13 protein-coding genes and 1 pseudogene are annotated in these 13,049 nt (G+C 68.9%); 11 read left to right on the forward strand and 3 right to left on the reverse strand.

Annotation, left to right across the window (positions count from 1 at the left end; all coding sequences use genetic code 11):
* Nucleotides 1-96: 96 nt before the first annotated feature.
* Both OG214_RS07520 and OG214_RS07525 read left to right on the forward strand, forming a co-directional pair.
* A complete protein-coding gene (locus OG214_RS07520) occupies nt 97-1,818 on the forward strand; it encodes a discoidin domain-containing protein (protein ID WP_405984266.1) in 1,722 nt (573 codons plus the stop codon).
* Nucleotides 1,819-2,027: 209 nt separating this feature from the next.
* Nucleotides 2,028-3,398 (forward strand): DUF1996 domain-containing protein, encoded by a 1,371-nt coding sequence (locus OG214_RS07525; RefSeq protein WP_405984267.1) that lies wholly within the window; start codon nt 2,028-2,030, stop codon nt 3,396-3,398.
* Nucleotides 3,399-3,803: 405 nt separating this feature from the next.
* Here OG214_RS07525 and OG214_RS07530 read toward each other — a convergent pair whose 3' ends face one another.
* Complete coding sequence (locus tag OG214_RS07530) at nt 3,804-4,229, reverse strand: helix-turn-helix domain-containing protein (protein ID WP_405984268.1); 426 nt, start codon at nt 4,227-4,229, stop codon at nt 3,804-3,806.
* A gap of 155 nt (nt 4,230-4,384) precedes the next feature.
* On the opposite strand from OG214_RS07530, the gene OG214_RS07535 reads away from it, so the two are divergent.
* Nucleotides 4,385-4,702: a hypothetical protein gene (locus tag OG214_RS07535; RefSeq protein ID WP_405984269.1), complete on the forward strand. Its 318-nt coding sequence runs from the start codon at nt 4,385-4,387 to the stop codon at nt 4,700-4,702.
* Nucleotides 4,703-5,293: 591 nt separating this feature from the next.
* On the opposite strand, the gene OG214_RS07540 is transcribed toward OG214_RS07535, so the two are convergent.
* Nucleotides 5,294-5,512, reverse strand: a complete 219-nt coding sequence (locus tag OG214_RS07540; protein ID WP_363085805.1) for a DUF6233 domain-containing protein — start codon at nt 5,510-5,512, stop codon at nt 5,294-5,296.
* Nucleotides 5,513-5,628: 116 nt separating this feature from the next.
* The gene (locus OG214_RS07545; RefSeq protein WP_405984270.1) at nt 5,629-6,888 is read right to left on the reverse strand and encodes a hypothetical protein; all 1,260 of its coding nucleotides are present in this window, start codon (nt 6,886-6,888) and stop codon (nt 5,629-5,631) included.
* A 476-nt stretch (nt 6,889-7,364) separates the two neighbouring features.
* Between OG214_RS07545 and OG214_RS07550 the strand changes: the two are divergent.
* The 8 genes and pseudogenes from OG214_RS07550 to OG214_RS07585 form a co-directional block, all read left to right on the forward strand.
* A pseudogene (locus OG214_RS07550) lies at nt 7,365-7,586 on the forward strand (IS5/IS1182 family transposase); the annotation flags it as partial.
* 39 nt (nt 7,587-7,625) lie between these two features.
* Entirely contained in the window at nt 7,626-7,880 is a 255-nt protein-coding gene (locus OG214_RS07555; protein ID WP_405984271.1) for a hypothetical protein, read from the forward strand.
* 607 nt (nt 7,881-8,487) lie between these two features.
* A complete protein-coding gene (locus OG214_RS07560) occupies nt 8,488-9,429 on the forward strand; it encodes a CPBP family intramembrane glutamic endopeptidase (RefSeq protein WP_405984272.1) in 942 nt (313 codons plus the stop codon).
* A 104-nt stretch (nt 9,430-9,533) separates the two neighbouring features.
* Complete coding sequence (locus tag OG214_RS07565) at nt 9,534-10,124, forward strand: hypothetical protein (RefSeq protein ID WP_405984273.1); 591 nt, start codon at nt 9,534-9,536, stop codon at nt 10,122-10,124.
* Between the two features lie 37 nt (nt 10,125-10,161).
* Nucleotides 10,162-10,641, forward strand: a complete 480-nt coding sequence (locus OG214_RS07570; RefSeq protein WP_405984274.1) for a hypothetical protein — start codon at nt 10,162-10,164, stop codon at nt 10,639-10,641.
* A 68-nt stretch (nt 10,642-10,709) separates the two neighbouring features.
* Entirely contained in the window at nt 10,710-11,306 is a 597-nt protein-coding gene (locus OG214_RS07575) for a hypothetical protein (RefSeq protein ID WP_405984275.1), read from the forward strand.
* Between the two features lie 90 nt (nt 11,307-11,396).
* Nucleotides 11,397-12,029, forward strand: a complete 633-nt coding sequence (locus OG214_RS07580; RefSeq protein WP_405984276.1) for an RNA polymerase sigma factor — start codon at nt 11,397-11,399, stop codon at nt 12,027-12,029.
* Nucleotides 12,026-13,030 (forward strand): CU044_5270 family protein, encoded by a 1,005-nt coding sequence (locus OG214_RS07585; protein WP_405984277.1) that lies wholly within the window; start codon nt 12,026-12,028, stop codon nt 13,028-13,030. The genes OG214_RS07580 and OG214_RS07585 overlap by 4 nt, the downstream gene beginning before the upstream one ends.
* Nucleotides 13,031-13,049: the final 19 nt, after the last annotated feature.

A 13,049-nucleotide genomic window follows, 5' to 3' on the forward strand; every position in this document is an offset into this window, starting at 1 on the left:
TCTTAGTGGATAGGAGTCTTGACAGGCCCCTCCGCCCCCTCCATCCTCCCCTGAGGGAGCGCTCCCCCACCTCAAACCCCACTTGAGGAGTTGCATATGCAAACTCTCAGCAAAAGATTCGTTCTGTTTTGGGTGATAGCTGCGTCGTTACTAGCCTTCGTCGCATTACCCGCACCATCCGCCCAGGCGGCGGAGGTTCTGCTCTCGCAGGGCAAGCCCGCCACCGCCTCAAGCACCGAGGGAGCCTTCAACGCACCCGCCGCCGTCGACGGCGACTTGGGCACCCGGTGGTCCAGCGCGTTCACCGATCCGCAGTGGATACAGATCGACCTTGGAGCCGAAACCCGCATCAGCCGCGTCGCCCTCAACTGGGAGGCCGCGTACGGCAAAGCGTTCCGGATCGAGGTGTCGAACAACGCACAGGACTGGACCCCCGTCCACGAGACCACCACGGCCACAGGGGGCGCCCAGAGCCTGGCCGTCGCCGGCACCGGCCGCTACGTACGGATGTACGGCACACAGCGCGGCACTCCGTACGGCTACTCGCTGTGGGAATTCCAGGTGTACGGCACCACCGGTTCCGGAGGGCCGAGCGATGCCGGCACGCTGCTCTCCTACGGCAGGACCGGCACGGCCTCCTCTTCCCAGAGCGACCAGAACTGCTGGGAGTGCACACCGGCCAGGGCATTCGACCGCGACGCGGCGTCCCGCTGGGCGACCAGCTCCACCACGGGATGGACCGATCCGGGCTGGATCTCCGTCGATCTCGGCGCGACGGCCCAGATCGACAAAGTCGTCCTGCAGTGGGATCCGGCCTATGCCAAGTCGTTCCAGATCCAGGTCTCACCGAACGGACAGGACTGGACCCCCATCTACTCGACGACGGCCGGCACAGGCTTCAAACAGACGCTCACCGTCTCCGGCACCGGCCGCTATGTGCGCATGTACGGCACGGAGCGTGCCACCCCGTACGGCTACTCACTGTGGGAGTTCCAGGTGTACGGCAGCGGTGGCGCTCCGATACCGGCTCCGCCCTTGCCGAGCGACCCCGCGAACCCGCCGCGGCTGGTGTGGGGCGACGAGTTCGACGGTGCTGCGGGCAGCAGGCCCGACGCCTCGAAGTGGAGGGCCGATCCGGGGACGGGGCCGAACAACGAACTGGAGTACTACACCGATCACCGCAACGCCGCGCTGGACGGGGCCGGACACCTGGTGATGGAGGCGCGTAAGGAGGCCACGGCCGGATCGTCGTGCCCGCGTGACCCCCTGAGCGGCAGCACCACGTGCCAGTACACCTCGGCGCGGATGAACACCGGCGCGACGTTCCAGTTCACGTACGGCCGGGTCGAAGCACGGATCAAGGTGCCCAAGGGCAACGGACTGTGGCCCGCGTTCTGGATGATGGGCGCCGACTTCCTGACCGGGCGGCCGTGGCCGTACAACGGCGAGATCGACATCGTGGAAGTCCTGGGCAAGGACGTGAAGACCGCGTATTCCACCGTCCACGCGCCCGCCTACAACGGCGGAGGCGGCATCGGCGCCCCCTACACGCTGCCCGGGAACGCTGACTTCTCCGACGACTTCCACACCTGGACCGCCGACTGGAACAGCAAGGGCATCACCTACAGCCTCGACGGCCGGGTCGTCTTCTCTCTGGACAAGGACCAGGTGGAGCAGACCCGTGGACCGTGGATCTTCGACCACCCCCATTACATGATCCTCAACCTGGCGGTCGGAGGTGACTGGCCCGGCCCGACCGACTCCAGCACCCCGTTCCCGTCCAGGATGCTCGTCGATTACGTGCGGGTCTTCCAGTAAGCACGCGCGAACACCTCCAATCCCCCGGGCCGCGCCCGCCCGCTCCTGGCCGCGCCCGCCCGCTCCTGGCCGCGCCCGCCCGCTCCTGGGCGCGGCCCGGAGTCTCCGGATCACGCAGCAGGCGCACCTCGCTCTCGGCCCGCTGATCCTCGCTTGCCGCCGCGGTCGAAGGATCCGGCGTTCCATCCCGACATTCCTGAGGAAGTGAGATGCGCAGATATCCCGCCCATCTGTACACGCTGTTAGTAGGAGCACTGGTGGTCGCGCTGGCCGCCGCCGTGAGCCTGACCGTGTCGACCCAGGAGGCGCAGGCCGCCACAGTCACCGTCCAGGCGGAGTCCTACGCCGCCCAGTCCGGCGTCGGCCTGGAGGCGACTGCGGACTCCGGAGGAGGAGAAAACGCGGCGTTCCTCGCCGACGGCGACTGGATGCGCTTCGACAACGTCGATCTCGGCGCCGCCGGCCGGCTGACCGTCTCCGCCCGGATCGCCTCCGCCGTCGGCTCGGGCACCATCGAACTGCGTACCACCAGCGCGACCGGGCCACTGCTCGCCGTCGTACAGGTCGCGCCGACCGGCGGCTGGCAGAACTGGGCCACCCGCACCACCGACGTCACCACCCACCCCACCGGTGCGCAGACCGTGTTCGCCGTACTGCGCAGCACCGCACCCGGTGACTTCGTCAACATCAACTGGTTCTCCTTCGTCGGCGACGGAGACGGCCAGGCGGCAGGCTGGGTCCCCGTCGACCAGGCCAAGTGGAACGCCCAAGTGGCGCAATTCCGCGCGATGACCCCGGCCCCCGTACCCGCCGACGTGGTCCGGGTTCCTGAGTTCAACGCCACCTGCGACTACAGCCACTCCAAGCCGGACGACCCCATCGTCCTGCCCGGACTCGCCGGCGCGTCCCACATGCACAGCTTCTTCGGCAACAAGAGCACCGACGCGTTCTCCACCACCCAGTCGCTGCTGGACAACAAGGCCACCACCTGCGCACCCGCCGAGGACCTCTCGGCGTACTGGATCCCGTCCCTGTACGAGGGCAACAGGGCTGTCGAGCCCGAGAACATGATCGTCTACTACGGTTCCCGGCTGCCCGACCCCTCGGCGACACTGCCCTTCCCCGAGGGCTTCCGCATGATCGCGGGCGACGCCAGGGCGCAGACATCCACACCCGCGGGATCGCCGGGCCAGTACTGGTGCGCCGGCACGGGCGGCGAGATCGGCCGCAGCGCCGACGGCAACTGGCCGGTCTGTGCTCCGACCGCACACCTCACCCACCAGCTTGTCTTCCCCGACTGCTGGGACGGCAAGAACCTGGACAGCCCCGACCACAAGTCGCACGTCGCGTACACCTACGACGGCAAGTGCAGCGGCGCCTATCCCGTAGCCATCCCCAACCTCTCCTTCGTAGTCAGCTACCCGACCAACGGCAGTACGGCCGGCTTCCGGCTGGCCTCGGGCATGGCATCGTCCATCCACGGAGACTTCTTCAACGCGTGGGACAACGCCGCTCAGGGGCACCGCGTGAAGGACTGCATCACCCAGAAGGCCAAGTGCAACTCCGCCGGCACGTTCTGACCCTGCGTCCGGCATGCGCCACAGCCATGGCGCTGCTGGTGGTCGGCCGCACTACGCGGCCGACCACCGGCACCTCGCCAGGAGCGGACGCATCACCGGCCTCGACCTTCAGCGCAACCGACATCGCACGGATCCAGTTGATGATCCCCTTGAACGAGCGCGCACAGCGCCTGACCGGCATGGCTCCCTCCCGCGGAGCGAGTCCTGCGGCGATGACACTGGCGGCCAGAACCGGGGCGCGCCTGCGCGAAGACCTGCAAAGGGGGGCGCCACATCGGCTCACTCGTTGTGGTGGTCGCCTCCTGATCACGCCCGCGCTGCCCAGAGGGGCCGTGAGACTCGCGCAGTGGCCGACACCGGACCGAATACTCCTGACACTCTCGACCCGGGCGGCGAGCCGGGGCCTCACCCCGGCGAAGCGACCGCGTCCGGCACGGAACGCGTCCGTTTCTCCACGCAGAGCACCAGGGCCCGCTCCGGCGGGTCGAGATACAGACCGGCCACGTCACGGACCTTGTCGATGAACAGCGGGTCCCTCGAAAGCTTGAACGTCTCGGCCCGGTGCGGCTGGAGAGCGAAGGCCCGGCAGATCCGTGAGACCGCGGACTGCGACGTCCCGGTCGCCGCGGCCATCGACCCGGTCGACCAGTGGGTGGCGTCCTTCGGCGTCTCCTCCAGCGTCTTCACGATGACCCGCTCGACGTCGGCGTCGGTGGTCTTCCGTGCGACACCCGGCCGCGGCTCGTCGCACAGCCCGTCGAGCCGCCGTTCCAGGAAACGCCGGCGCCAGAGCCGGACCGTGTCCGTGGTGACACCCAGCCGCCGGGCCACCTCCGCGATCGCATGCCCGTCCGCGCTCCCCTGGCACGATCCGCGACCGCAGCACCATCAGGGCTTCGCTCTCACGGTCGACACCTGTGTACCCAGCGTGATCCTCACCCGGGACGATTCGCACGGTTACCATCAGTCCTGCCAGCCTCTTGTCGTTGACCGCTGACGAGTTCCACGCGGTCGATCTTCTGGCGCGGAGCGTCAGGCGCCTGGTGTGGGGACGCGACAGCGAGGGCGAAATCCTGCTCAACGGCGACCAGGCTGTGGATCATGCGACATCGATGCGGCTGCTCAACGCGGGCCTGGTCTGCGGCGGCCACGAGGGTTCCCCTTCGGGGCTCACTCTCATCGCGCGCCTGGCCCACCTCACTGAGCGTGGGCTCAGCACCAGCCCGGACACCGTTCGAGACAGGAACTACAGCGCCCTTCTCACGAGCATCTACCGCCCGGCAGCGGTGGCGTGGCGACCGTAGCCCGGACGCCGAAGGCCCGCGCCCGGATCGCTCGGGGTGAGGGCCTTCGTGTCGCCTGCTCGACCACGCCGACCGGGGCCGGCGGCGGGACTCGTACCCGCGTCGTGACCGTCACATTGGCCGCTCGCGGTGGCCAGGGCGTGGGGCTGGCGGGCGTGTCTCTGGATTCACCAGGGGCATTCCACGTAGCTGCCTCCACCCGGCAGCTTTGCGTCCCAGATCCAGCCCTTGAGGACCAGGTTGCTGTAGTACGCGGTCACGTGTGTCCACGTGTTTTCGTAGCTGTTGGAGGTGAAGCAGTCGTATACGACCCTTGTCCCTGGGGTCAGGCTGTATCCAGGTGTGCAGTCCGAGTACGGGCCCCGCTGGTGGAGTGTCGCACTCTGGGTGAGTCTCGTTTCCGTGCCGTCCACGCTTTTCCAGGAAGCCGTCTGGCACGCTGCCGCGCCGGATGAGGCCGCGTGGGCTGGCGCGGCGGCTGCGCCGGCGAGGAGCGCGGTGCTGAATGCGGTGCTGGCCATGGCATGGCGAAGACGCATGGGTTCCCCCTGGTGGCTGGGCTTCCGACGCCCCGTTGATGCGGCGGTCCGATCAGCGTCTCCGGTCGGTCTTGCGGATTCCTTGGGGAGACCTTGAACGCGCTGGTCGTATGTCCTCAGGCGTCGGCTTGCAGACGTCGCAGGCCTCGGCCCGCCCGCCCGTGATCATGTCGGTAACCTGCTCGGCACTCGCCGCCGTGAGCCGGCCGGAGGCGACCCAGCAGTCAGCCTCGTGGACAACGATCCGGCCGGCGGGGAGGGTCTGGGTCACCCACCGCTCGATCCCCCGCCCCGGCAACCACCATGAACAAGCACCCCGGGGCAACGGCTGAGCAGCAACTCGCGGCCGTTTCCGACGCCTTCCACGCCGTCCGGTCGCCCGGCCGCTCAGGCTTTCAACCCCGCGGCCTTCCGGCCAAGTCCGAGCGCCTGCGCCTTCACCCGGACCAGAGCCGCCTGGAACTCCGGGGCAGTCCGGTAGTCGGGCTCCGTCGCCGGCACCTTCACCGGCAGCAGATACAGGTCCGGCGGGATCTCCAACTCCGCGTTGGCCAGCACCTGCAGGGCCCGGCAGGCACGCCGGTCCCACTCCCCGGAGGCCAGCGCGCGGTTGATCTCGTAGTAGACGTGCGTCGCGGACTTCGTGGCGTAGCTGTTGGGCGTGTGGAACTGGACCTCGATCATGTACGACTGGTCCTTGGCCTGCCAGGAGGTGTTGAAACCCTTGTAATAGTCGGTCGACCAGTAGTCCCGCAACACCCGGTCCAGGTAGGTCGCGCGTAACGCCGCGCAGGCGTCCCTGGCCTTTGCGGCATACTGCGCGGGGGCGTAGAGGATCGTGTAGCGGTGCAGGTCGGCGACCGCCGCCAGCGCCACTTCGAGAGTCAGCGGCTGGGCGGCCGGGCCCGGCTTGCCCGCGTGCTCCTCGCGTATCCTGAGGACCTTCTCCCGCAGCGAGCCGAGGCTCTTGAGCGCGTATTCGGTCCCGACGAGCGTGCCTTCGGTCGCCTTGGCGATGCGGTCGATCAGCGCGCCGACTTCGTTCTTCCGGTCCATTGCCGTCTTGTGGTAGGCGACCAGCCTGCTCTCCTCCTCCGGCGTCAGCGCGGCGGGCTCCGGGGAACCGCCGCCCGTGGCGGGCGGGGTTGCGGGCGGCGGTGTGAACAGGGCCAGCGCGCGGACCACCTCAATGCCGGTGTCGAACCTACGCACCCGGGGCAGGTCGGCGCCCGGCGCGGTGAACACCTTGTACAGCGTCAGAGTGTTGGACCAGCGGCCGTCACGGCCGAGCGCCTGGTCGCGGGCACCGGTCCGCTCGTCGCGGCGGATCACCGTGTACGGGTCCGCCCCCTCGGGCGCGTCGGTCTCGTACACGCCCCAGTAGCTCAGGTCGAGCAGCCCGCCGACGACCGTGTCCGCCTGCCCGGCGGTGATCCTCGTGCTCAGTGTGCGGACCGACTCCGGGACCAGGTCGATCCTCACGGGGGTCCACGCCTTCCCGGCGAGGTACTCCCAGGCCGTGCCGTTCAGCCGCCAGAGGGTCGAGGCGCGGGTCTCGTCCTTGCTGCCGAGCGGGCCCGCGTCGAGACAGTAGGTAAAGGATGTGCCGGTGGTGGACGCCTTCGCAGGATCCGTGTTCGCTGCCATGCGGCGCATCATTGCCGAACCCGCCACGCGCCGACCGCGGTCCGCCGTGGTCCGCACGCCGTACCGCTGATTTCAGGCCACCACGCGCTGGCCGACGCGGGCCCCCGGTGTCGCACCCTGGGCCCCTGCGGTTGCACTGGCCACGCGCCCGCCCGCCGGCGAGCGACGGGCGCGTGGACAGCGCCGCAGCTCCCCCGGCCTCCCCCCGCAGCCTGTGGTAGGAGCGGCAACACTTTCGGCGCATGCCATTCCCGCCACCGCTCGGCGCGCAGGACGCCCGCCTTCGTTCGTGCGCCGGCGTACGGCCGCACCGTTCACGGCAGTACAGGGCGCTGGGCGCACGCGGTGGTACAGCGTCATCGCGGCACGCCCGCAGTCCGGCGGGCGCGGCCGCCGCACCGCCCGATGCGCCGACCCAGCACTGGTCGCCGCGCCACTTGCCGGTCGCACTGTGCCTCGAAGAGCACGACAAGGCACTCCGGCTGGAAGCCACCAAACACACTCTCCACGCCCCAGTGCCCCGCCGCCCGACGCACGGCCTGTCGCCCACCGGCTTCGATCGCAAGAGCTACCGGCGCCGCAACGAAGTCGAGCGGACGATCAACCGGCTCAAGAACTTCCGGACCGTCGCCACCCGCTACGGTAAACAGGCCTACGTCTTCCACGGCACCGTCAGCACCGCAGCCATCCGCTTATGACTCCGACCGTGATCCGCCGGACAGGGCCCAGCTAGTGCTGTGGCCGGGAACGTTTGCCGGCCACAGCACCAGCTCAACGGCTCCACCGCCGCCCACATCGGCGTCAACCCTCAGAGCAGCAACACCGACGAGGGCAAGCTGTTCGACACGCTCTCTGTCTCCGACGACGGCGCCGGCCACCTCGTGCTCTCCGAGTCCGTCCAGGTCCACAAGCCCGTCGTCTGCAACTGGCACGCCGCCGACGTCGTCACCCTCTTCCTTGAGGCTTTTGTTCAGCCTCGCCGGTTCACCTGACCTGTTGATCTCGTTGTCTATGAGCAACTGGTTCCCCCGACGCGCCACCGCACCGGACCTGCTGTTCTGTCACGTCCACGGCCGAGGCCGAAGTCCACGCCCGTGACCGGACACACCACCGCCTGACCGCCCGCGACCCCGGCTCGACCACTGCGGCGAACTGCCCCCGATCCACGGCACGAACCCGGGAAGACCGTGAAAACGAGTCGAGCCCCTCACCGATGCTCGGCGACTTCCCGGCGCCCGTACAACTCGCACGCCGCGATTCCGCGTGGGGTCCTGTGGCACGCCGAGGTTTGCGAGGTACGACAGGGCGACGCCCGCCCGGTCGCCCGCCACCGCGTCGCCGCAGGACACGAGGGCACACTGGCCTGTACCGGAAGGCAACAAAGGCGCACACCGTTCCTGGCGAATGCAGCCCCACCTCAGAATCGACCCACGGGTCGCCTGTGATCCTGCGGCACTCCCACCGCACCGAAGGGATCTTCCGTGGTGGCGGCCGGCACCCCGGTCGACCGCCTGGCCCTACGCCCAGTGTGCCGGGCCTTCGCCGTGCGTAGCGTCGTGGACTTGGCGCAGAGAGCGCCTCAGTGGAAGGGCAGTTCAGATGTTCCAGCAGAAAAGCGGAGGCGGACTCACCGGGAGTGGCGAAGCGCCGCGGCAGGTCGAAGCCGACGGCATTCAGGGCCGGCGAAACGGCCTCGGCCTCTTTTTCGCTGTCACCTTCGCGATGACCTGGACCTTCTGGCTGATCGTGATCACACTCGGCGGGTCGCCGACGAGTTCCCCCACCGCCATTCCCTTTCTGCTCGGTGGCTTCGGCCCGGTGTTCGGCGCGATCGCGGTCCGGGTACGCCGCGCCCGCCGCGGGGAGCCCGTACCCGTTCGTACGGTGAAATTCCGGCAGGGCGTACGCCTGTTGTGGGTGCTGCCCCTGCTGGTGCTGACATCGGGGAGCGTGGTGGCGGGCGCGCTCCTCGCTGGCTTCCTCGGTGACGCCACGGTGAGCCTGAGCGAGGGCAAGGAACTGATTTCGAGCGTCGGCGGAATCGTGCCGTTCTTCGTCAGCATGCTGATCGGCGGTCCGGTGGCCGAGGAGCCCGGCTGGCGCGGCACTGCGTATCCCCGTCTGCGTGCGTCCATGAGCCGGCTTCGGGCCGGACTTCTGCTGGGTGCCGTCTGGGCGGTCTGGCATCTGCCGCTGTTCTTCATCGGGGGAACCGTTCAGGCGGAGCTCGGGCTGATGAGCTGGAGCGGCCTGATGTTCTCGCTCAGCGTTTTCCCCGTGGCACTGCTGACCGGTTACGCGTACGAGCGTGCCGGAGTCGCGGCGGCCGTCGCGGTCCATCTCGGTTTCAACGCGACCATGGCCATGCTGACCGTCGAGTCCCCGCTGACCCAGGCATGCGTCCTGGGGGTACAGGTCGCCCTCGCCGGCATGCTGCTCGCCACGCGGCGCGATCGCCGGACGGGCCCGCACCTCCAGGTGGCGCCTCAGCCGGGCCAGGACGACGCCGACGTGTCGCGGCGGATCGCTCCGGTCGGCTGACCGACCCCATCGCGACCACCAGAACTTCCTTACGGCAACGCCGCGGCCCGGACAGGGGCGCGGCGTTGCCACTCACCAACGAACAACGCCGAAAGGGCACTTCCATGCGATCCACCCGTACGCGCACCCGCACGCTCGCCGCTCTGGCCTTCCTGACCGCCACGGGCCTATTCCTCACGGGATGCGGTCCCGACTCCGTCGCCGACGGTTCCGGGAGCGGTTCCAGCCCCACCGCGAGTGCCGGTGCCGACGAGGAGGGCAGCTCCGACGCGGGTTCGGGTGGCGGGAGCGAGAGCCCGAGCGCGGGTAGGGACTCCAGCGCGGGTACGGATTCCGGTTCGGGTACGGACTCCGAAGGGGATCCGGGTTCCGGTTCGGACGACGACGCCGATGACGCCCCCGGCAGCGGTACGGAGAACGGTCCCGTCGACAACCCCGACGCCCCCGGCGCCGACGGTACGTTCCACGGCGAGCTGACCTTCTGGGCGCCCGGCAAGCTACGGGTCGGGGAACGAGCCTTCTGGGTCGCCGTCGACACCGAGATCATCGGCGGGGAAATCTGCGGGGACCCCGAGACCCCGGAGGCCGAGAAGTGCACCCCGGAGGAGCTCGACGACGCTGCGAAGGCCGGCAACCTGCGCGTCGAGGTGATCATCAAGAAGGGCATCGCGGAGCGGGTCCGGACGTACTCGTGACCACCACGGGCCGGGACCGCCGAGACCATAGGACACCATGACGACGAAGGCAGAGATGAACCGAAGCGAGATACGCCCCAGGGAGGTGGAGGCAGCCTTTCTGCTCTTCCTCGTGGCGATTGCCCTGAGCCCGGTCTCGTGGGTACTGGACACATTCGTCGTCTCTCCCTCGGGATTCGATGAAATGCGTGGCGAGACGGGGGAGGACGGAGCGATTCGGCAGACCGTCCTGTCCGCCGGATTCACGGTGGTCACCACCGCCCTGTTGCTGCTTTTCGCCCTGGCCATGCGCCGGGGGCGGACATGGGCGCGGAACATGATCACCGCCGTCGGCGCCCTTCTGCTGTTCGTTCTGGTCAACAGCGTCAGCTCCGACGAATATCAGCCGGAGGCCACCGCCGACGGCGTCTACGATCTTGTCGTCGGTGTCAGTCCGGTCGTCCTGATCGCCGGTGCTGTCGTGCTGATGTTCCTGCCGACGGCGCGTACGTACTTCTCGACCACACACTCCGAGTAGAGCAGCTCCGGTCCGGCCCGTCGCGGGCCGGACCGGAGCTGTTTCTGACGATCTGACAGGTTTGCCGCATGGACATGGATGTTTTCGTTCCGGAGTTCATCAGGAAGAGCTGGACCGAACTGGAGATGGAATCGCTCTGCGGTCCGGGGCCCAGATGGATCGACCGGGCGGGCGATCTGGTGGTGGTCGACGGCGATCTGAACTGGTCCACTCCGGAATGCGCCGATTCCGGGATCGACAGTTTCGAAGTGAGGCCCGGCGTTTACCCGGTCTACGCGGGGAGTGTCGGTCTGGGAGAAGACCCAGGCCAGTCCCGGCACTATGTGACCACGTTGTTCGTCGCCCTCGCCGCCGCCGACGAACTCGCCGATTCGACCTGGGATTTCGACGAATCCTCCGCTCTGCGTATCGATGGATACGCGTGCCTGTGGAGCGACAGGGCCGAACGGAACATGCCCGTCGAATCTTTCGTGAGGTTCAAGGAGTCGACGCTGTCCACCGGGGTCCTTTCCCGCCGAGGGCCCTGGATCGACGAGGTGACCGATCCGGGCTCCGGAGCCAACGTGATGGTGTTCCCTGTGGCCGACAACAGCGTGTCCACCCTCAAAGCCCTGAACGAGAACGGCGAACTCCTCGCCCTGCTCTACCTGACCTGGTCCCCCTGACATCACATCGGGCTGCGGGGCGCGCCACAGCCTGCGGCCCGCGCGCAGCTTCCCGGGAACTCCCCCGGGCCGAGCGGACAGTTCGAGGGTATGGACCTGAGTGTGCGTGCCCGGATACGGGCGGGAGACCCGGAGGCGTTCGGGGCTCTCTTCGACGATTACGCCCGGGGGGTGTACAACCACGCCTTCCGGCTGACCGGGGACTGGTCGGTGGCCGAGGACGTACTGTCCCTGACTTTCCTTGAGGCGTGGCGGCTGCGGGAGTCGGTCGATCTGGACGGTGGGTCCTTGCGCCCGTGGCTGCTCGGGGTCGCGACCAACACCGCGAGGAACATCCGTCGTGCCGCCCGACGTCACGAGGCCGCCGTCGGGCGGCTGCCGCGCGAAGAGGCTTTCCCGGACTTCGCCGAGGAACTGGTCGGCCGGATCGACGACGCCGACCGGATCACCCGCATTCGGAAGGCACTGTCCCGGCTGCGCCGCCCGGAGCGGGAGGTGGTCGCGTTGTGTGTCTGGTCGGGTCTTGACTACGCCACGGCGGCCCGGACACTGGGCGTCCCCGTCGGGACGGTGCGTTCACGGCTGTCTCGCGCTCGTAGGAAACTCCACAAGTTCGCCGCCACGGACCCCGGGGCGGACACCGGGAACTCGCGGCGGAGCCACGGACAGACAGTTGGTGACCGCGGCTCCGCGGTCCGGCCACCCCAGGAGGAGACCCGATGAACGCCGAACCGCCCCGGCCCACCCCGGCGGAGCGTGAGGAGATGGCCCGGCTGCTGCCGGTCCCGGCCGATCGGGATCTGCCCGGACGCCGCCACCAGCTTCTGAAGGACCACCTCATGCGTGAAGTCCGGCAGCGCACCACCACCGACCGAACCGCTTCCCGTCCCCTGCGCCGCCGCCTGGCACTGGCGGCCGTACCGCTGGCCGCGGGCGCCGTGGCCGCCGTCGTACTGGCCACCGGGAGCCTGTCCGACAACGGTCCCGTCGGTGCGGGAAGCCCGGACCCGACTGTGGCCTCCGGCCCCTCCGCCGCAGTACTGCTGGACCGGATCGCGGTCGCCGCCGCCTCCCGGCCGGCGCCCACGATCCGCGACGACCAGTACGTCCACATTGTCAGCGAGGTCGCCCCGACCAGGGTGAGCGGTCCGAACGGCGGGCTCGGCGACAAGCCCCACACGCGGCAGATCTGGCTCTCCGTCGACGGATCCCGCCCCGCACTCCTCTGGGAGTACGGCACCAGACAGTTCGTCGACGGAGGCGACTCGGCACCGTCCCTGAACGACCCCACCTACCGTTACCTGGAGTCCCTGCCGACCGACCCCGGCGGACTGCTCACGAAGATCTACGACGAGACCGAGGGGATGGGATCCGACCCCCACGAGCAGGCGTTCACGACCATCGGCGACCTGCTGGGCGAGCAGCTCGCCCCGCCGAAGGTCAGTGCCGCCCTGTACCGGGCCGCGGCGAAGATCCCCGGTGTCACGGTCGTCGACCGGACGACCGACGCGGCGGGCCGGGACGGCGTGGCGGTCGCCCGCGTCTACATGGGAAAGCGCACGGAATGGATCTTCAACAAGGACAGCCTGCACTTCCTCGGCCAGCGCAGTGTCATGGTCGAGGGCACGGTGTGGGGCGAGAAGGGCGAGGTCATCGACGACATCGCGGTCCTGAGCCGTACCATCACTGACAAGCCGGGGCAGACGTCGGCTCAGGCAGGCTGAACCACGGCTTCTGCGGCGT

This window comes from Streptomyces sp. NBC_00872 (genome assembly GCF_045161915.1).
In the GTDB taxonomy this organism is placed as follows: Bacteria; Actinomycetota; Actinomycetes; order Streptomycetales; family Streptomycetaceae; genus Streptomyces.